The sequence below is a fragment of the Arthrobacter sp. 10T419 genome, assembly GCF_056394105.1.
Genome location: NZ_JBFTHF010000005.1, coordinates 1 through 17,759 on the forward strand (window position 1 = coordinate 1; position 17,759 = coordinate 17,759).

The following is a 17,759-nucleotide window of genomic DNA, read 5'->3' on the forward strand; positions in this document are numbered from 1 at the left end:
GCCGCGCACCTCAWGCWTGAGGTGCGCGGCCGGCGTCGTTAGCGGGGAAGTCCGTGGTGCTGGAGTGAATGGTGCTGGAGTGAATGGTGCTGGAGTTGCGGGTGTGACCGGCGTGGGCAACCCGGGTGGGGGCACATCCGTGCTAAAAAGGAGCAATGCCCAAATTTGTCGACGCTGCATTGCGGCGCCAGGAAGTTGTCGAAGCCGTCTTCAGGATCGTCGCGGCGGACGGGCTGGAACGGGCCTCCCTCCGCGAAGTAGCGGACGAAGCCGATCTGGCGGTGGGCTCGGTGCGGCACTACTTTGCCAGCAGCGACGAACTCCTGGCCCACTCGTTCGGCGTCGTGGTGGACCGCATCGCCGGCCGGCTCGACGCCGCCGAGGACCGGCTGGCGGAAACCGCCCCTGGCTCGGCCGAGCACCGGCGAGGCGTGTTAACCCTGCTGGGGGAACTGCTGCCGCTGGATGAGGAGCGGGCCGTGGATGCCTGCGTCTGGATGGCCTTCAAGAACGCGGCCCGGACCAAGCCATTCCTCGCCGCGGAAGCCGACCGCAGCCACCGCACGGTGGCAGCCGTCGTGGGCCGGTTGATGATGGACCTAGCCGCGGCCGACGGCACGGCCGCCGTCGACGGCACAGACGGCACGGAGGTGCCGGGGCAGCAGCGGCTCGTCACCGAGGCCGAGCGGCTGCTGGCGACCCTGGACGGACTTACCATGCACGCTTTGCTGCAGCCGGAATGGATGACGGCGCAAATGTGCCACGATGTACTGGAAGCCCATCTGGCGAGCCTGGACCGCCGCGCTGCCAGCCATTAACGTGCGCTACCTTCAGGAATAGACTGGATAAGTACGTCATGCCAAGGGAGGCAATCGGATGCACCACACAGGCGGTCCCGGCTGGCGAATCACCATGGACACCTCAGGTCCCATGCTCATAGCGCTTTACGTCCGCGACGCGGCCGGCCTGGAAACCGCGGGCCACCCCGCACTCTCCCACGTGGCACCGAAAATCCGGTCCTCCGACCATACGCACCTGATTGACGAGGTCGGCGGCATGCCGGCCCTCAAGACCGAGTGGGAAGCCTGGTGGGCGCAGATCCTGAAGGCCCACCCGGAGATGGAGCCCGAGCTTGGTCCGCCTGGCTTCCGGGCCTTCGGTAACTCGCCGGCCCTCCGGCGCGTGCTGCAGGCGCACTTCGGCGCCGCCCTCAGCTGGGCCCGGGAACGCCGCGGGGAGTATCTTGCCCTCGAAGCCGAGCGGGACGCCAGCGGGGCCAATCAGGTGCTCGCCGACATGGTCGATGACCGGCTGCTGGAAGTCGGCCGGGCCGCGCGCGACTTCGAACTGACCATCATCGAGCTTCCGCTCGCCGAGCCCCGGGCCTGGTACCTGGAGCCGGACAAGATCATCATGAGCTCGGCCTTGCTGTCCGAACCGGAGCTCTTCCGCAGCTACGTCCAGCCGGTCGTCGAACTGCTGGTCTGAGCGGGGCCCGGCAGCTACGACGCGGGTTTGTCGGCAACCGTGATGGTGACCTGCCCCTCAGGCCCTTCTGCGGTTTGCCAGCCCTTGTGGGACACCCTGGTCCAGCCCTGCCCGTCAACCCGCACCTCCGTGACGGACAAGGCCTTGGCGTTGGCCACCGCCCACTGCGCCACTGCCCACGCCTCGCTGCCCTGGACCTGGATGGTCAGCGTCCGGCCGGCCGCCGTCGCCGGGATGCTCCCGAAAGCCGCCAGCAGGCGCTGGCGGACCTGCCCGGCGGCCCCGGCGGTATCCGGCTTGCGCAGCGAGCAATCGACGCCCTGCGGGGTGTACCCGGTCAGCGCCGAGGCGAAGGCCCGGGCCATCGGCTCATGCTGGGCATAGGCGCCCGGGTACGCTGAACGCTGGACCCGCTGCGCGGCCTCCGTGATGGGAAGCGATTCGTAGCCCGGGATCTTCACCAGCGCATCGTAGAAGGCGTTTGTGGCGTGGTACGGGTCCATCACCTGCTGCTCGGTGCCCCATCCCTGCGACGGCCGTTGCTGGAACAGCCCTCGGGAATCCGGGCCGGCCTGGTCGCCGTGGCCGATGTTGCGCAGCTTCGATTCCTGCATGGAGGTGGCCAAGGCGATGCTGGCTGCGCGTGCCGGCAGCCCGCGCCGGACCGCAATGGCGCTGATCAGGGCGGCATTGGCGGCCTGGTCGGTGGCAAGATCTTCGCCGCCTGCGCCCACCGCGGTGCAGCGCTCCGTGATCAGCGTTTCGGAGCGCTGCAGGAATCCCACCGCCGTGTAGATGGCACCCGCCACCATGGCCAGGGTCAGCAACAGCACGATCCGACGGCGCCAGCCACCTCTGCGTGCCACGTAACTACTCCCTCAAGCCCTGACGGGCTAGTTAGTTCTTCAGCCAGTTGTTCTTCAGCCGGTTTGTTCTTCAGCCGGTTGGTTGGCGGCAGCCGCCTAGTTGGCGTGCAGGGCCTCATTGAGCTCGACAGTCTGGCCCTTGCGCGGCAGTACTTCCACCTCGCCGCTGGAGGAGTTGCGGCGGAAGAGCAGGTTCGGGACGCCGGAGAGTTCGACGGCTTTGACGATCCGGCTGGTGTCCTCGCCGTCGGCGTCCTTCGGCCCGATCACCCGCACCCGGGTTCCGGCCGTGACGTAGAGGCCGGCCTCGACGACGGAGTCGTCGCCGATGCTGATGCCCACGCCGGAGTTGGCGCCGAGCAGGACCCGTTCCCCAAGGGAGATCTTCTCCTTGCCGCCGCCGGAGAGGGTGCCCATGATCGAGGCCCCGCCGCCGACGTCGGAGCCGTCGCCGGCCACCACGCCGGCGGAGATGCGGCCCTCGACCATGGATGTTCCGAGCGTGCCGGCGTTGAAGTTTACGAAACCCTCGTGCATGACGGTGGTGCCCTCGGCCAGGTGCGCGCCGAGGCGGACCCGGTCGGCATCGGCGATCCGCACACCGGAGGGGATGACGTAGTCGACCATCCGGGGGAACTTGTCCACGCCGTAGACGGTCACCGCGCCGCGCTTGCGCAGCCGTGCGCGGGTCAGTTCGAAGTCCTCGACGGCGGCCGGGCCGAAGTTGGTCCACACGACGTTGGGCAGCTTGCCGAAAACGCCGTCCAGGTTGATGCTGTTCGGCCGCACCAGACGGTGGGAGAGCAGGTGCAGGCGCAGGTACGCGTCGGCGGTGTCGGCAGGCGCCTCGTCAAGGTGGATCTGCGCGAAAACGACCTTTTGTTCGGTGCCACGGTCCGCGTCGGCGCCGTGTGCGGCGATGTCGAGCAGTGACTGGTCCGCGTTCGCGACGTCGCGCAGGTTCTCTGCAGCGGTTCCGAGCGCCGGCGCCGGGAACCAGACGTCCAGCACCGTGGCCGTGCCGTTGCGGGTGGCGATGGTTGCGAGCCCGTAACCGTAGGCGGAGCGGGAGTTGTCGGGCACAGCAGCAGAAGCGGTTTCAGTCATGCGTCAAGTCTATAGACGGCCCCCGCGCTCCCCGAAACCGGTGACGGGGGGCGGGCAGATACAGTGGAACGGTGACTGATCATACTGCCCCCGCCCGCCTGGACCTGCGCCAGGACGTTGCCCTGCTGACCGCGGACATCATCGACATTTTCAGCGTCTCCGGAGAGGAACGCCGGCTGGCCGACGCCGTGGAGCATGCCCTCCGCGCCATCCCGCAGCTGGAGCTGACCCGCGACGGCGACGCGATGATCGCCCGCACCAACCTGGGCAGGGCGGAGCGCGTCATTCTCGCCGGACACCTGGACACGGTCCCGCTGCCGACCACCGAGGGCGCGCTGGGCACCGTCCCCTCCTACTGGCCCTCAGGGGCGCCGGGGGAGGGCGTCCTGTACGGGCGCGGCGCCACCGACATGAAGAGCGGCGTCGCGGTGCAGCTCGCGCTGGCAGCGGGCCTGTTCGACGGCGGCGCGGCACCGGATAAGGACGTCACCTTCGTCTTCTATGACCACGAGGAAGTCGAGGGGGTCAAGAGCGGCCTCGGCCGGCTGGTCCGGAACCACGGCGGCCTGCTCGAGGGCGACTTTGCGATCCTGCTGGAACCGACCGACGGGACCGTCGAGGGCGGCTGCAACGGCACCATCCGTTTCGAGGCGACCACCCTCGGTGAGGCGGCCCACTCGGCGCGGGCCTGGATGGGCAGCAACGCCATCCACGCTGCGGCCCCGATCCTGGCCAGGCTGGCCGCCTACCAGCCGCAGACCGTCACCGTGGACGGACTGGACTACCGGGAGAGCCTCAACGCCGTGCGGGTCAACGGCGGGACGGCCGGCAACGTCATTCCGGACCGCTGCGTGGTGGAGATCAACTACCGCTTCGCCCCGGACAAATCCATGCAGCAGGCCGAGGAGCACGTCCGCGAACTGCTCGCCGGCTTCGACCTGGTCCGCACCGACGGAGCGAACGGGGCCCGGCCCGGCCTGAACCACCCCGCCGCCGCGTCCTTCGTCGCCGCCGTCGGCGCGGAGCCGAAGCCGAAGTACGGCTGGACCGACGTCGCGCGTTTCAGCGAGCTCGGCGTCCCCGCCGTGAACTTCGGGCCGGGTGATGCGCTGCTGGCGCACAAGGACGACGAGCACGTCGACGCCGACGCGATCCGCGAGTGCCTGCGGGCGCTGCGGAGCTGGCTGGGAGTCTAGCCGGCCGGGACCAATTCGCCGCTGGCCCGTCCGGGAAAAAGGCAGAAGGTCCGGAACCCGACTGGGTTCCGGACCTCCTGCGTTTGTACTGGCGGCTGGTACCGGCTACTTGGCCGGTGCGACTCCGGCGACCGGGACGTGGGCCATGCCGCCGGCGGCCTTCTTGGAACCGCGCTTCTCGATCCAGATGGCGATGCGGGAGACCGCCAGGTTTATCGCGATGTAGATCGCGGCGGCCACGAAGAACACCGGGAAGAGGAACTGCGGACCCAGGAAGTCCGCCATGACCTGCACCGCGCGGAGCAGCTCGCCGTAGGCCACGATGTATCCGAGCGAGGTGTCCTTGAGCAGGACAACCAGCTGCGCCACGAGCGAGGGGAGCATGCGGCGGATGGCCTGGGGCAGCTCGATGGTCAGCCGGGACTGGAAGCTGGTCAGGCCGATAGCGAGGCCGGCTTCCCGCTGGCCCTTGGGCAGCGACTGGATGCCGGCCCGGATGATTTCGGCGAAGATGGCCGAGTTGTAGAGGACCAGGCCGGCCACGACGGCGATGAAGGAGCTGGTGGCAAAGACGAGCAACACGAACAGCATCATCAGGACCACCGGCATGCCGCGGAGGAACTCCAGGACGATGCGGGTGGGGACACGGATCCAGGCGACGTCGGAGATCCGCATCAGGCACAGCAGCAGGCCCAGGGGGAAGGCGATCACGGCCGAGACCGCGGCGGCGCTCAGCGTGGCGCCGATGCCGTTGGCGATCAGCGTCCAAACGTCGGCCTGGCCGAAGATGGCCCACCGCTGGCCTTCGAAGATGCCCTGCTGGGCCAGGGTCATTACGGCCAGGACCAGGAGCGCGCCGATCACAATGACGCCGATGACCGAACCGATCAGGGAAACGCGGCGGGCCTTGGGACCCGGGACGTCGTAGAGAACTGAGGTCATCGTGCGATCGCCACCTTTCGTTCAACCACGTTGGCGAGGTAGCCAAGCGGGACGGTTATCAGCAGGTAGAAGAACGCGACGCCCACCAGGACCCACATGACGGCATCGCCGTGGTCGTTGGCAAGCTGCTTGCCGTAGCCGAAGAGCTCCAGCACATAGAACGCGCCGGCCACGGAGGAGTTCTTCACCAGGGCGATCAGGATATTGATCAAGGGCGGGATCACCGTGCGCAGGGCCTGCGGCAGGATGATCAGGGAGAGCACCTGGCTGAACTTCATGCCGATGCTGCGGGCGGCCTCGGCCTGGCCCACGGGAACGCTGTTGACGCCGGAGCGGACGGCCTCGGCGATGAAGGCCGAGGTGTAGGCGCTCAGGGCGATGATGGCGGCGACTTCGAACTGCTGGAACGTGACACCCAGGCGGGGCAGCACCACGGCGGCGAAGAAGAAGGCGATGGTCAGCGGGGTGTTCCGGACGATCTCCACGTAGGCCATGCTGAAGCCGCGCAGCGCGGCGATGGGGGAGACCCGGGCCGCTGCGAGCAGGGTACCGAAGACAAGGGCGATGATTCCCGAGACCACTGCCAGGAAGAGGGTTCTGAGAAAGCCGTCCCAGTATTGGGGCAGGCTCTCAATGATGACGTCCATAGGTTCCTTCAGCTGCGTTGAGGGGATTCAAGCGTTAGCGGGGCTGTGGCGGCCGCCGGGCCGCGAGTGCCGCGGTTTCCGGCGGCCGCCACATCCGGCTTTAGTAGCGGTTGATGGCGGGGAGCTTCGGGGCCGTCTTGATGACGGAGCCCGCGGTGGCTTCCCAGGCCTTCTTGTAGGAGCCATCCTTGTCGAAGGCTTCCAGCTGGTCGTTGATCCAGTTGCGGAAGACCTTGTCGTCCTTCTTCAGGCCAATGCCGTAAGGCTCCTTGGTGAAGGTCTCGTCCGAGGCCAGCTTGAAGGCGTCCGGCTCCTTGTTGACGAATCCGGCGAGGATGACGTTGTCGGTGGTGACGGCTTCAACCTGCTTGTTGCGCAGCGGCTCAAGGCAGGCCGAGTAGGTAGCGGCCGGGACCAGGATTGCTCCGTACTTCTCCACGATGGTGGAGGCAGGGGTGGAACCGGTCACGGAGCAGACCTTCTTGCCCTTGACGTCCTCGGGCTTGGTGATGGAGTTGTTGTCCTTGTTCACCATGAGGGCCTGGCCAGCCTCGTAGTACGGGCCGGCGAAGTCGACTTCGGTCTTGCGCTTGTCGTTGATCGTGTAGGTGGCGACGATGATGTCGACCTTGCCCTGCTTGATGAACTGCTCGCGGTTGGCGGAAACAGTCTCGACCCACTCGATCTTGTCGGCGGGGATGCCCAGCTTCGCGGCGATCAGCTTGCCGATCTCAACGTCGAAACCGACAGGCTTGCCGTCGAGGCCCTTCTGGCCGAACAGCGGCTGGTCGAACTTGGTGCCGATGGTGATCTTGCCGGCAGAAGAAAGCTTTGCCATGGTGCTGTCGGCGGCGAAGCTCGGCTTCTCGGCTACGGGCGGGTTCGTCGTGGAGGAGCTGCCGCCGCAGGCGCTCAGGCTCAGCGCCAGAGCTGCGGATGCGGCCACCAGAAGGGATTTCCTTCGGGTCAAAAATGCCATCATGACATTCCTTTCATTGGACGGCCGCCTCGCGGCAGCCTGGGTGCGGAATCTGCGGAATTTCAGTGGTGGTGTGCGGAGCCTTGCCGGCTCAGTGGGTCAGGAGCTTGGACAGGAAGTCTTTGGCCCGATCGCTCTTGGGGTTGGTGAAGAACTCCTCGGGCGTCGCGTCCTCGACGATCTGGCCGTCGGCCATGAAGACCACGCGGTCGGCTGCCTTGCGGGCGAAGCCCATCTCGTGGGTCACCACGATCATCGTCATGCCTTCCTTGGCCAGCTGGATCATGACGTCGAGGACTTCGTTGATCATTTCCGGGTCCAGCGCGGAGGTGGGCTCGTCGAAGAGCATCACCTTCGGCTTCATGGCCAGGGCGCGGGCGATGGCCACGCGCTGCTGCTGGCCGCCGGAGAGCTGAGCCGGCAGCTTCGGTGCCTGGTGTCCGACGCCGACGCGCTCCAGCAGAGCCATGGCGTCCTTGTCGGCCTCGGCCTTGGACACCCCCTTGACCTTGATCGGGCCGAGCGTGACGTTTTCCAGGATCGTTTTGTGCGCGAACAGGTTGAAGGACTGGAAGACCATCCCGACGTCGGCGCGCAGCTTTGCGAGTTCCTTGCCCTCGGCGGGAAGTTCCTTGCCGTCGATCGTGATGACGCCGTCGTCGATGGTCTCGAGGCGGTTGATGGCGCGGCAGAGCGTTGACTTGCCGGAGCCCGAGGGGCCGATGACAACAACGACCTCTCCCTTGCGGACGTTCAGATTGATGTCCTTGAGGACGTGCAACTGGCCGTAATGCTTGTTGACGGCATTTAGGGAGACGAGGGCATCGCCGGGCACTTGAGTAGTCATAAGAAGAATCTAGCGAACATTAGCGGATTATGACCCCAATCACTCGGAGTTGGTCAACATCGTGACCCAAGAGATATCCGCAGGTCAGGGTCGTACCACACCCTCCCGGCGCCCCGCCGCGCCGCGGCGCCGGGCCTTCCGATCCGCGCTAGCCTATGGGCATGAGTACCGAGCAGCAGCCCACGCCAGAGCAGAACCCCGCACCGAACGCCGGGGCCGGGCGGCGGGACGCCCCGCAGGCGAACGGCATCCGGCACAAGGGTCCGTTGGAGCTGCGCCGCAAGGCTGCCAGGGTCACGATGTCGGACCAGACGCTGCTGGACACCAAGGGCCCCGGACAGTTTGTGCACACCGACCCGTGGCGTGTGCTGCGGATCCAGAGCGAATTCGTGGAAGGTTTCGGCGCCCTCGCGGACCTTGGCCCGGCGGTCAGCGTGTTCGGCTCCGCCCGGACGCTGCCGGGCAGCCTCAACTATGAGCTGGCCGTCGACGTGGGCCGCAAACTGGCCGAAGCCGGCCTGGCCGTGATCACCGGCGGCGGTCCCGGGTCCATGGAAGCGGCCAACAAGGGCGCGGTCCAGGGCAACGGGGTGTCGGTAGGCCTGGGGATCGAACTGCCCTTCGAGCAGGGCATGAACCAGTGGGTGGACCTGGGCATCAACTTCCGTTATTTCTTTGCGCGCAAGACCATGTTCGTGAAGTACGCCCAGGGTTTCATTGTCCTTCCCGGCGGCCTCGGCACCCTGGATGAGCTATTCGAGGCCATGGTCCTGGTCCAGACCCGGAAGGTGACTTCCTTCCCGATCGTGCTGATCGGGACCGCCTTCTGGAGCCCGATGCTGGACTGGATCCAGACCACCCTGGTCGCCGAGGGCATGATGGCGGAGGAAGACCTCGACCTGGTGCAGGTCGTTGACGACCCGGCGCTCGCCGTCGAACTCATCGTCGAAGGCGCCGCCCGCCACCGCAACCCGAACGGAACCAGCCCCAGTAATGGGAATAACAGCACGGGGACCAGCGGCACTGGAAACGGCAGCTACGGCGCGGCTAACGGCCCGCGGGCCTGAGCAGCCCGCACGGCCGGGTCTGGCACGATGGAGCTGTGAGTTTCTTCCTGGTTTTCGTGGCGATCGTGCTGGCCGCCGTCGCCATCCTCGTCGGCACCGACCTGGTGCCGCGGATCTTCCGCCGCGGCGCCGGCGAACAGCCCTTCAACGACGGCTTCGACGAGCCGGTGGCCTCGCTGCCGGCCGTGCTGCTGCCCGCCGACGCGGACCCGGCCGACGTCGACCGGATCAGGTTCGGCGTCGGGCTGCGCGGCTACCGGATGGACCAGGTGGACCAGGTCCTCGACGAGCTGCGGGACCAGATCGCCCGGAAGGACCGTGAAATCGCCCGGCTCCGCACGGAGCGTGAGGCAACGACGCCGGAACTACCCCCGCTGGAACACCCGCTGCCGGAAGGGGCGCCGGAACGGCACCCGGACCCTGCGCCGGACCCGGCCCCGTGACCCCGGTGGCTCAGGAGGGCCTGAACTCCGCCGTGTGGAGCCGGATTGCGGCCGCCGGCACGCGCGCCGCCCGCTGGCCGTGGTGGCTGCAGGTCGGCGGCATCTACCTTGCCGCGCGGCTGGTCAGCGCCTGCATCTTCATGGCGGCCGCCCTGCACCAGGGCGTGAACCCGTGGTTTCCGGCGAAGCCCGACTACTGGAACTTCATCAACATCTGGGATGCCCGCTGGTACGGCGAGGCCCTGCGGAACGGCTATCCCGCCCAACTGCCGACCGACGACGCCGGCGCGGTGCAGGAAAACACATGGGCCTTCTACCCGCTCTTCCCGCTGCTGGGCCGGACCCTCGCCGGGCTGGCCGGAATCGCGCCCGCCGCCGCGCTTACCGTCATCGCCATGCTCTCCGGACTGGCGGCGGCCCTCGTGGTCTACCGGCTATTCCGGCACAAGGCCACCCACCGCACGGCGCTCTGGGGCACGGTGTTCTTCTCCACCTTCCCCGTCTCCCCGGTGCTGCAGGTTCCCTACGCGGAGTCCCTGAATCTCCTGCTGCTGGCCGCGGCGCTGCTGCTCGTCCTGCGCCGGCGCTACCTCTGGGCCATGCCGGTGGTGCTGCTGATGTGCCTGTCGCGGCCAACCGGCGTGCCGTTCGCCGCGATGGTCGGGCTGCTGTTCCTGTACCGCGTGTACCCGAGCCTCGTCGCGACGGTCCGCGGCCGGCCCCGGACCGGTGCGGTGCACAGCCCCGACCTGGGGATGCCCGCCGCCGGGATCCCCGCCGCCGGGCCGCATAGCCGCGGGGAGCTGTGGTCGCTGGCCGGCCTTGCCGCCGTCAGCGGCCTGGGGGCGCTGTTGTGGCCCGCGTTTGCCTGGGCCGTCACGGGCGACGTCCAGGCCTACACCAAGACCGAAACGGTGTGGCGCGGGCATGACCTGGTGCCGTTCAAACCCTGGTTCGACGCCGGCGTCCAGCTCTTCGGACCCGTCCTGGGGCTGCTGGCGCCGTTCGTCTTCGTGGCCGCCTTTGTCCTGCTCATGATGTCCCGTCCCGTGGCGGCGCTGGGCACGGAGCTGCGGCTGTGGTGCGTTTGTTACGTGGGTTATCTGCTGGTGTTCCTGCACCCGCAGACCAGCACCTTCCGGATGCTGCTGCCGCTCTTCCCGCTGGCCCTCGGCGCGGCACTCGTATCCCGCTCCCGCGCCTACCGCGCGACGGTTGTTGTCATGTTTATTCTGCTGCAAATCGTCTGGATCGTGTGGCTTTGGGCGTGGGCCCAATTGCCCGGCGGCGGCGACTATCCGCCGTGACGCCGAACACGTTTTCCTGCCGTAAGCGCGACATTCCCAAGGAGCATAAAAAGTCCATCGATTAGCTACAAGCGCGTAATTACGGGATAATGGGCCGTAAGCAAAGGAAAACTGAGTGTTGAGCCACGGCGGCTGCCATCACGGCCGCCAGGCGTCTTGTTTGACCAAGCGGACACAGCCCGGCCGGGCTGGTAAGTCACGGGACTACTGGAGGGGATATTCCTCATGGCGGCTATGAAACCACGCACCGGCGACGGCCCTATGGAAGTGACCAAAGAGGGCCGCAGCCTGATCATGCGGGTTCCGCTCGAAGGCGGAGGACGGCTTGTGGTCGAACTCAACGCTGCCGAAGCGACAAATCTTAAGGAATGCCTGGTCGGCGTTACCGAATAGCCTTATCGTCACAGGAAAAGGGGCCCGCAGCCGGTTGGCAGCGGGCCCCTTTCCGGCAGCCCGGGCTATTTCTTGACCGCCACCAGCAAACCGTCGCCGGTGGGCAGCATGGCTGAGGCGAGGCGGTCGTCGTCGCGGATGGATTTTCCGACCTGGCGCAGGACGACGGTGGTTGCCTCGCGGGCCGCGGGGTTGGAGACGCGGTCCTTGTCCAGGGCGTCGTTGACGATCAGCAGGCCGCCGGACTTGAGCAGCCGGACGGCCTGCTCCACGTAGCTGGGGTAGTTGGGCTTGTCCGCGTCGATGAACACCAGGTCATAGGCGCCGTCGGTCAGGCGCGGCAGCACGTCGCCGGCACGGCCGGAAATGGTGCGCGTGCGGTTGGCGGGGCTCCCGGCCTCCTGGAAGGACTCCCGCGCGGCGCGGAGGTGTTCGACGTCGACGTCGATCGTCGTCAGCACCGCCTGCGGCCCCAGGCCCCGCAGGATGCAGACGCCGGAAACGCCGGCCCCGGTGCCGATTTCCACCGCGGTCTGAGCCTTGGAGGCGGCTGCGAGTACGGTCAGGACGGCGCCGACGCCGGGCCCGATCGGGGTGACGCCCAGTTCGAAAGACCGTTCGCGCGCGTGCAACAAGACCTCATCCTCGGCAGGCAGATCTTCTGCGTAGGACCAGCTCGTGGACTTATCGGCGCTCATGGGTATCGCTTTCCGGGCAGGAGGGGAGTGTTTCATACAGCGTACTGTGTCCTGCGCGGTCTTCTGCGTTCCGCCGTGGGCGGAAGAACCGGCCACGTCAGGAAATTCCCAGCTTATTTTGAAATGATGGATATCCGCTCATCCGCGTGGTGATCGGCGCCGAATCTAGGGGTGTAGGGGCTTGCAGCAGCAAGTGCCATCCAGGCGTAAGCACCATCCGCGAGGGGAGTGGACAATGTCGGTTGTGGCAGCTGTCCCGGTAACTGACGAGTCCCAGCCCACGGCCGAGGCCGAGTGGGTCAGGCCGACGTGGGAAGAGGTGGTGACCAACCACTCCGCCAAGGTCTACCGCCTGGCGTATCGGCTCACGGGCAACAAGTACGACGCCGAGGACCTCACCCAGGAAGTCTTCGTCCGGGTCTTCCGCTCGCTGGACAACTTTAAGCCCGGTACGCTCGACGGCTGGCTGCACCGCATCACCACCAACCTCTTCCTCGACCAGGCCCGGCGTAAGAGCCGGATCCGCTTCGATGCGCTGGCCGAGGACGCCGAGTCGCGCATTCCCGGCCGCGAGCCCGGTCCGGAGCAGAGCTTTGAATTCAACAATCTCGATCTGGACGTGCAGGCCGCCCTCGAGGAGCTCCCGCCGGATTTCCGCGCCGCCGTGGTGCTTTGCGACCTTGAGGGCCTGTCCTATGACGAGGTTGCCGTGGCCCTGGACGTCAAACTCGGCACCGTCCGGTCCCGGATCCACCGCGGCCGGACGATGCTCCGCGAGAAGCTCGCCCACCGCGACCCCAGGCCGCAGCCGGCCGCAAAGCAGTCACTGAAGCCCCGGCTCAAGATGCCCCGCATCGCCGGCCTCCTCTGAACCAGGCAATGGGTCAACTGAAACACTTCCTCGCGGGCCTCACGTGCACGTATTTCGGCCGGAAACCGGGCCGGGTCCGGACGGGCGCGCAGCCGCTCGCCGGCAGGGCCCAGGAGCGGCGCCGGAAACACCTTGAGCGGTGCACCGCGTGCCGTGCCCGGCTGCAGCGCGAACGCCAATACCTCGAACGGCTGCGCGGTGCCGCTGTGCCCGCCGCAAGCGAAGACCTGACCGCCCGCCTGCTGGCCCGCACCGGCGTCCTGGCCGCCGGGCAGCAGGATGCGGAGGCGGCTCCCGCGCCCGGTCCGGCCTCGGTTGCGCCGCGGCGGACGCCGCCACAGCAGGGGCGGCCGCTGCGGCTCGCTGTCCAGATCGCCGGCGGCGTGGCTGCCACCGCCGTCCTGATGGGCGGTGCCGCCTACCTCATGGGCAGCGATACGGCGCTGCCCGCCGACGAGGCGTTCACCTCGGCCTTTCCCGGGTCGGGTCCGTCCGGCCCGGCGCTGTCTTCCGAGAGCATCTCGGCGGCCGCGTGGAAGCTCAGCGTCGAGCCGGACGTCACGCCGGCCGGCTCGCTGAGCGCCGAACAGCTCTCCGCACTGCGTGCCCGTGGCTGGACCTGCCCGGAACTGCGGGAGCTGGGCTACCACCTCGTCTGGGCCCGCGGCGGGGTCGCCGACGGCTCGAAACTCCTGGAGCTTCGCCTCACCGACGGCCGGCACTTTGCGACGGTCCTGGAACAACACGCGGACGTCTCCGCCGACCAGCACGGCACGGCTGGCACTGTGCGGCCGACCCCCGGGGCCGCTGGCCCAGCACAGCCTGGCCCAGCACAGCCCGCCGCCGGGCCGCCGGTGAATGTGCTGACCGGGCATCCGGCCACCGAGGACGGCTTCGTTGCCGCCCGGCTGGACGCCGCCGCGGCGGTTGGCCCCGCCGCCCCGGCCGGCTCGCTCTGGATCAACAAAGAGGCGCCCTTCCGCGCCATCTACCGGACGTCCACGGCCACCTTCACGTATATCTCCGAGCTCCCGGCGGAGCAGGCGGACGACGGCGTGGGCGCCATGGTGCATGCCCATCCCGTTAAGGCCCCGACGGCGCACGGCGCGGAGGGAGTCCCGGCCCGCCTTGAGCGGGGCCTGGAACGGATTGTGGAGCTGCTGGCACGATGACGCACACCATGGCGCCGCACCGTAACGGGGCCCGTCCGCCAGGCCCGGGCAGCGTTTTCTGGAATCGTCGCGCACAGGACTGAGAGGGTAATCTTCCTAGGGTGCTTGGAATCAACGGACCGGAGTTCATACTTCTGCTGATCATCGGCCTTTTGGTGATCGGACCCAGCAGGCTGCCCGAATACACGCAGAAGCTGGCCAACATCGTCAAGGAAGTCCGGCGGATGGCCTCCGGCGCCCGCGAGCAGATCAAGGAAGAAGTCGGCATCGACATCGACGATGTGGACTGGAAGAAGTACGACCCCCGGCAGTACGACCCCCGCCGGATCATCAAGGAAGCCCTCCTGGAGGACGACACCAAGCCCGTGAGCGCCGGTGCGCCCGCCGCCGTCGCCACCGCCGAAGAGCGCCGGCCGGCCCGGGTCGTTGAGCGGCTGCCGGAGGGCGAGGCTGCGCCGTTCGACTCCGAGGCAACCTAAACAGGACGTCCGGCGGGCCCGGTGCGGCCCGTGTCAGCGGGGCTGGAGGCCCAGCGACATCCCTTTCAGCCCGCGCGGGCTGGCAGCCAGCCTGCCGGCTATGCCCGCCAGGGCCAGCGCTGCCGGAGTTTCGGGCCGGCCAAGCACAAGCGGAACGCCGGTGTCTCCGCCTTCGCGAAGCAGGATGTCGAGCGGAATCTGGCCCAGCAGCGGCACGTCGGTGCCAACGGTGGCGGACAGACGCTCGGCGAGCACGGCGCCTCCGCCGCTGCCGAAGAGTTCCATCCTGCCGCCGTCGGGCATTTCCAGATAGGACATGTTCTCCACGACGCCGGCCACTGACTGGCCGGTCTGGACCGCGATCGCCCCGGCCCGCTCGGCCACGTCGGCCGCCGCGGCCTGGGGAGTGGTCACGACCAGGATCTGCGCCCTGGGCAGCAGCTGCGCCACCGAGATGGCGATGTCGCCCGTGCCCGGCGGCAAGTCCAGGAAAAGGGCGTCCAGGTCGCCGAAGTAGACGTCGGTGAGGAACTGCTCGAGGGCGCGGTGCAGCATCGGCCCGCGCCAGGCCACCGGCTGGTTGCCCGTGACGAACATGCCGATGGAGATGACCTTGACGCCGTAGGCCACCGGCGGCAGGATCATGTCGTCCACCCGGGTGGGTGCCTGGCTGATGCCCATCAGCGCCGGGACAGAGAAGCCGTACACATCCGCGTCGACGATCCCCACCCGCAGCCCCTGGGCCGCGAGGGCGCAGGCCAGGTTCACGGTCACCGAGGATTTCCCCACCCCGCCCTTGCCGCTCGCCACGGCGTAGACCTTGGTCAGGGAGCCCGGCGCGTTGAACGGGATGCCGCGCGCACCGCCCGGGCCGCGCAGTTGCTCCTTGAGGGTGTCGCGCTGTTCCTGGGACATGACCTTGAGTTCGACGTCGACGGCGGTGACGCCCGGCACGGCGGCCAGGGCCGCCTCGCAGTCCGCGGTGATGGTGCCGCGCAGCGGGCAGCCCGCAATGGTGAGCAGCACGGCTATCCGTACGTGGCCGGAGCCGGAAATGTCCACGGAATCGACCATGCCGAGTTCGGTGATGGGGCGGCGCAGTTCCGGGTCGATCACGGTGGCCAGTGCGGCGTGCACGGCCTGGTCCAGGGGGAATGCCGGGGTTGATCCCTGCGGGGTGCTCATTGCGGGCTTGGCTCAGCTTTCGGGGAAGGTGCGGTGCGCCGGCGCGCCGGTGGCGTCCGGACCGGAACCGGACTGCTTGTCCGGCGTTGCCTCGCTCCTGACGCGGGGGATCTGCTGGGTACGCGGGCTGCGCTGTTTGTCGCGGCGTTCCTTGAGCTTTTCCTTGACTTTGTCCCGCGGGGTCTCGTGTACGCCGGCCGAGGGGTCGTGGGTGCGCAGTTCCTCCTGCGCTTCGAGCATGTCCTCAAGGAGGCTGCGCAGCTCGGCCCGGACGTAGTCGCGGGTTGCGACCTCGCGCAGGGCGATGCGCAGCGAGGCGAGTTCCCGGGTCAGGTATTCGGTGTCGGAGAGGTTGCGTTCGGCACGCTGGCGGTCCTGCTCCAGCGAGACGCGGTCACGGTCGTCCTGGCGGTTTTGGGCCAGCAGCAGCAGCGGTGCGGCGTAGGAGGCCTGCAGGGAGAGCATCAGGGTCAGCAGCGTGTACCCGAGCGCCTGGGAGTCGAACTGCCACTCCTTCGGCGCAAAAGTGTTCCAGACCAGCCAGAAGACGCAGAACACGGTCATGTAGACCAGGAACGTCGGCGTGCCCATGAACCGGGCGAAGCCCTCGGTGGCGTGGCCGAAGGCATCCGGGTTGGGGGAGAACTTGGGCAGGATCCGGGCGCGGCCGCTCAACGGGGTATCAAGGCCGCCGGTGGTCCGGGCTCCCGGGCGGACGTTGGGGTTCCGTGGTGTGCTGATATCAGCCAATGCGGCCTCCAAGTTTCCTTATCGGGGCGTCGTCATCGTGGGCGCGCCAGTCGTCGGGCAACAGATGATCAAGCACGTCATCAACAGTCACCGCCCCGACGAGTCGGCCGTCTTCGTTGACCACGGGGAGTGAGTTCAAGTTGTAGGTAGCCAGGGTGCGCGCCACCTCGCTGATGTGGGCCTGGTCAGAGACCGGTTCGAGGTTCTTGTCCACCAGGTTGCCCAGCGGTTCCGGCGGCGGGTAGCGCAGCAGCTGCTGGATGTGCACGACGCCGAGGAAACGCCCCGTCGGCGTCTCCAGCGGCGGGCGCGCGATGAAGATCGACGAGGCCAGCGCGGGGGAGAGCTCCTCGCGCCGGACGTGGGCGAGGGCCTCGGCGACGGTCGCTTCCGGGGGCAGGATGACCGGAACGGGCGTCATCAGGCCGCCGGCGGTGTCCTCGTCGTATTCGAGCAGGCGGCGCACGTCCTCGGCGCCTTCGGGTTCCATCAGCTGCAGCAGTTCCTCGGCCTGCGCGCTGGGGAGCTCGGCGAGGAGGTCTGCGGCGTCGTCGGGGTCCATCTCCTCCAGCACGTCGGCGGCGCGTTCGACGTCGAGGGCGGAGAGGATTTCCACCTGGTCGCCCTCGGGCATTTCCTGCAGGACGTCGGCGAGGCGTTCGTCCTGGAGCTCGCTGGCGACCTCGAAGCGGCGCTTGTCGCTCATCTCCTGGAGGGCCTCGGCAAAGTCGGCGGGCTTGAGGTCCTCGTGGGTGGCGACGAACTGGGTGGCGGCCTGGGGCTCGGTGCGGGCGCCCTGCTGGGCGTCTGCCCAGTCGATGATCATGGTTTCGTTGCGGCGCAGCCTGCTCAGCGGCGAGAGGGAGTGGCCGCGGCGGACGAAGAGCTTGCTGACAAACCAGTCGCCGGAGCGGTGCCGGTCCATCGCGATGTCCTCGATGGTGGCGTCCCCGCTGCCGTCGGCCAGGGTCACGCGGCGGTCGAACATCTCGGCGACCACGAGGGTTTCCGCGCCGCGCTGTTCGAACCGGCGCAGGTTCACCAGCCCGGTGCAGATGACCTGGGTCTGGTCGATCGAGGTGATCCGGGTCATCGGCACGAAGACGCGCTTCTTGCCGGGGACCTCGACGACGATGCCCACCACGTGCGGGGCGCCCCGGTTGCCGCGGGAGAGCACGACGACGTCGCGCAACCGGCCCAGACGGTCGCCCAGTGGGTCGAAGACGTCCAGTCCGAGGAGGCGCGCGACAAATACCCGCGAAAGAGTTGTGCTCACACCTACAGGCTACCGAGTCCGCTCTCTTTTAGCTGAATTTGCAGCC

The 17,759-nt window shown here is 67.9% G+C and carries 20 protein-coding genes; 10 read left to right on the forward strand and 10 right to left on the reverse strand.

What is annotated here, in order from left to right; translation table 11 throughout:
- The first annotated feature begins 155 nt into the window (after positions 1-155).
- Both AC1DBD_RS10100 and AC1DBD_RS10105 read left to right on the forward strand, forming a co-directional pair.
- Entirely contained in the window at positions 156-818 is a 663-nt protein-coding gene (locus tag AC1DBD_RS10100) for a TetR/AcrR family transcriptional regulator (RefSeq protein WP_441417168.1), read from the forward strand.
- A 58-nt stretch (positions 819-876) separates the two neighbouring features.
- Positions 877-1,488: a hypothetical protein gene (locus tag AC1DBD_RS10105; protein WP_476982037.1), complete on the forward strand. Its 612-nt coding sequence runs from the start codon at positions 877-879 to the stop codon at positions 1,486-1,488.
- A gap of 14 nt (positions 1,489-1,502) precedes the next feature.
- On the opposite strand, the gene AC1DBD_RS10110 is transcribed toward AC1DBD_RS10105, so the two are convergent.
- Positions 1,503-2,354 (reverse strand): hypothetical protein, encoded by an 852-nt coding sequence (locus AC1DBD_RS10110; RefSeq protein ID WP_476982038.1) that lies wholly within the window; start codon positions 2,352-2,354, stop codon positions 1,503-1,505.
- Positions 2,355-2,450: 96 nt separating this feature from the next.
- The gene (gene dapD, locus AC1DBD_RS10115; RefSeq protein WP_476892191.1) at positions 2,451-3,461 is read right to left on the reverse strand and encodes a 2,3,4,5-tetrahydropyridine-2,6-dicarboxylate N-succinyltransferase; all 1,011 of its coding nucleotides are present in this window, start codon (positions 3,459-3,461) and stop codon (positions 2,451-2,453) included.
- Positions 3,462-3,532: 71 nt separating this feature from the next.
- Between dapD and dapE the strand changes: the two genes are divergently transcribed.
- Positions 3,533-4,657, forward strand: a complete 1,125-nt coding sequence (gene dapE, locus AC1DBD_RS10120) for a succinyl-diaminopimelate desuccinylase (protein ID WP_441417172.1) — start codon at positions 3,533-3,535, stop codon at positions 4,655-4,657.
- Between the two features lie 105 nt (positions 4,658-4,762).
- On the opposite strand, the gene AC1DBD_RS10125 is transcribed toward dapE, so the two are convergent.
- The 4 genes from AC1DBD_RS10125 to AC1DBD_RS10140 form a co-directional block, all read right to left on the reverse strand.
- Positions 4,763-5,599, reverse strand: a complete 837-nt coding sequence (locus AC1DBD_RS10125) for an amino acid ABC transporter permease (protein WP_441417173.1) — start codon at positions 5,597-5,599, stop codon at positions 4,763-4,765.
- On the reverse strand, positions 5,596-6,246 hold the full coding sequence (locus AC1DBD_RS10130) for an amino acid ABC transporter permease (protein ID WP_441417174.1): 651 nt from the start codon (positions 6,244-6,246) through the stop codon (positions 5,596-5,598). Before AC1DBD_RS10130 ends, AC1DBD_RS10125 begins: the two co-directional genes overlap by 4 nt.
- A gap of 100 nt (positions 6,247-6,346) precedes the next feature.
- Positions 6,347-7,228, reverse strand: coding sequence for a glutamate ABC transporter substrate-binding protein (locus AC1DBD_RS10135; RefSeq protein ID WP_441417175.1), 882 nt, complete (start codon positions 7,226-7,228; stop codon positions 6,347-6,349).
- An 88-nt stretch (positions 7,229-7,316) separates the two neighbouring features.
- Positions 7,317-8,072 carry an amino acid ABC transporter ATP-binding protein gene (locus AC1DBD_RS10140; protein WP_441417176.1) on the reverse strand — a complete coding sequence of 252 codons (756 nt, stop codon included), beginning with the start codon at positions 8,070-8,072 and terminating at the stop codon, positions 7,317-7,319.
- Positions 8,073-8,233: 161 nt separating this feature from the next.
- On the opposite strand from AC1DBD_RS10140, the gene AC1DBD_RS10145 reads away from it, so the two are divergent.
- The 4 genes from AC1DBD_RS10145 to AC1DBD_RS10160 all read left to right on the forward strand — a co-directional run bounded on the left by AC1DBD_RS10145 (position 8,234) and on the right by AC1DBD_RS10160 (position 11,282).
- Positions 8,234-9,139 (forward strand): LOG family protein, encoded by a 906-nt coding sequence (locus AC1DBD_RS10145; RefSeq protein WP_476982039.1) that lies wholly within the window; start codon positions 8,234-8,236, stop codon positions 9,137-9,139.
- Positions 9,140-9,174: 35 nt separating this feature from the next.
- Positions 9,175-9,582, forward strand: coding sequence for a DivIVA domain-containing protein (locus AC1DBD_RS10150; RefSeq protein ID WP_441417178.1), 408 nt, complete (start codon positions 9,175-9,177; stop codon positions 9,580-9,582).
- A 20-nt stretch (positions 9,583-9,602) separates the two neighbouring features.
- Complete coding sequence (locus tag AC1DBD_RS10155) at positions 9,603-10,889, forward strand: hypothetical protein (RefSeq protein WP_476982116.1); 1,287 nt, start codon at positions 9,603-9,605, stop codon at positions 10,887-10,889.
- Positions 10,890-11,114: 225 nt separating this feature from the next.
- Positions 11,115-11,282, forward strand: a complete 168-nt coding sequence (locus tag AC1DBD_RS10160) for a DUF3117 domain-containing protein (RefSeq protein WP_079550332.1) — start codon at positions 11,115-11,117, stop codon at positions 11,280-11,282.
- Between the two features lie 65 nt (positions 11,283-11,347).
- Here AC1DBD_RS10160 and AC1DBD_RS10165 read toward each other — a convergent pair whose 3' ends face one another.
- Positions 11,348-11,980 carry an O-methyltransferase gene (locus AC1DBD_RS10165; RefSeq protein WP_441417179.1) on the reverse strand — a complete coding sequence of 211 codons (633 nt, stop codon included), beginning with the start codon at positions 11,978-11,980 and terminating at the stop codon, positions 11,348-11,350.
- A gap of 235 nt (positions 11,981-12,215) precedes the next feature.
- Between AC1DBD_RS10165 and sigE the strand changes: the two genes are divergently transcribed.
- The 3 genes from sigE to AC1DBD_RS10180 all read left to right on the forward strand — a co-directional run bounded on the left by sigE (position 12,216) and on the right by AC1DBD_RS10180 (position 14,502).
- On the forward strand, positions 12,216-12,851 hold the full coding sequence (gene sigE, locus AC1DBD_RS10170; protein WP_175321762.1) for an RNA polymerase sigma factor SigE: 636 nt from the start codon (positions 12,216-12,218) through the stop codon (positions 12,849-12,851).
- Between the two features lie 8 nt (positions 12,852-12,859).
- Complete coding sequence (locus AC1DBD_RS10175) at positions 12,860-14,023, forward strand: anti-sigma factor family protein (RefSeq protein WP_476982040.1); 1,164 nt, start codon at positions 12,860-12,862, stop codon at positions 14,021-14,023.
- Between the two features lie 101 nt (positions 14,024-14,124).
- A complete protein-coding gene (locus tag AC1DBD_RS10180; protein ID WP_441417181.1) occupies positions 14,125-14,502 on the forward strand; it encodes a twin-arginine translocase TatA/TatE family subunit in 378 nt (125 codons plus the stop codon).
- Positions 14,503-14,535: 33 nt separating this feature from the next.
- Here the strand turns inward: AC1DBD_RS10180 and AC1DBD_RS10185 are convergent, their stop codons facing one another.
- Genes AC1DBD_RS10185 through AC1DBD_RS10195 form a run of 3 tightly spaced genes read right to left on the reverse strand, consistent with a single transcriptional unit; the run spans position 14,536 to position 17,713 of the window.
- Positions 14,536-15,687, reverse strand: coding sequence for an Mrp/NBP35 family ATP-binding protein (locus AC1DBD_RS10185; RefSeq protein ID WP_476982041.1), 1,152 nt, complete (start codon positions 15,685-15,687; stop codon positions 14,536-14,538).
- Between the two features lie 12 nt (positions 15,688-15,699).
- Positions 15,700-16,449, reverse strand: a complete 750-nt coding sequence (locus AC1DBD_RS10190; RefSeq protein WP_441417183.1) for a DUF1003 domain-containing protein — start codon at positions 16,447-16,449, stop codon at positions 15,700-15,702.
- Complete coding sequence (locus AC1DBD_RS10195) at positions 16,430-17,713, reverse strand: magnesium transporter MgtE N-terminal domain-containing protein (RefSeq protein ID WP_441417184.1); 1,284 nt, start codon at positions 17,711-17,713, stop codon at positions 16,430-16,432. Before AC1DBD_RS10195 ends, AC1DBD_RS10190 begins: the two co-directional genes overlap by 20 nt.
- Positions 17,714-17,759 lie beyond the last annotated feature (46 nt).

Bases quoted from the DNA above. Each gene is read 5' to 3' on its own strand.
- AC1DBD_RS10160 (WP_079550332.1), top strand. From the start codon at position 11,115: ATGGCGGCTATGAAACCACGCACCGGCGACGGCCCTATGGAAGTGACC.
- AC1DBD_RS10140 (WP_441417176.1), bottom strand. From the start codon at position 8,072: ATGACTACTCAAGTGCCCGGCGATGCCCTCGTCTCCCTAAATGCCGTC.
- AC1DBD_RS10125 (WP_441417173.1), bottom strand. From the start codon at position 5,599: ATGACCTCAGTTCTCTACGACGTCCCGGGTCCCAAGGCCCGCCGCGTT.
- AC1DBD_RS10130 (WP_441417174.1), bottom strand. From the start codon at position 6,246: ATGGACGTCATCATTGAGAGCCTGCCCCAATACTGGGACGGCTTTCTC.
- sigE (WP_175321762.1), top strand. From the start codon at position 12,216: ATGTCGGTTGTGGCAGCTGTCCCGGTAACTGACGAGTCCCAGCCCACG.
- AC1DBD_RS10175 (WP_476982040.1), top strand. From the start codon at position 12,860: ATGGGTCAACTGAAACACTTCCTCGCGGGCCTCACGTGCACGTATTTC.
- AC1DBD_RS10100 (WP_441417168.1), top strand. From the start codon at position 156: ATGCCCAAATTTGTCGACGCTGCATTGCGGCGCCAGGAAGTTGTCGAA.
- AC1DBD_RS10145 (WP_476982039.1), top strand. From the start codon at position 8,234: ATGAGTACCGAGCAGCAGCCCACGCCAGAGCAGAACCCCGCACCGAAC.
- AC1DBD_RS10135 (WP_441417175.1), bottom strand. From the start codon at position 7,228: ATGATGGCATTTTTGACCCGAAGGAAATCCCTTCTGGTGGCCGCATCC.
- dapD (WP_476892191.1), bottom strand. From the start codon at position 3,461: ATGACTGAAACCGCTTCTGCTGCTGTGCCCGACAACTCCCGCTCCGCC.
- AC1DBD_RS10105 (WP_476982037.1), top strand. From the start codon at position 877: ATGCACCACACAGGCGGTCCCGGCTGGCGAATCACCATGGACACCTCA.
- AC1DBD_RS10165 (WP_441417179.1), bottom strand. From the start codon at position 11,980: ATGAGCGCCGATAAGTCCACGAGCTGGTCCTACGCAGAAGATCTGCCT.
- AC1DBD_RS10185 (WP_476982041.1), bottom strand. From the start codon at position 15,687: ATGAGCACCCCGCAGGGATCAACCCCGGCATTCCCCCTGGACCAGGCC.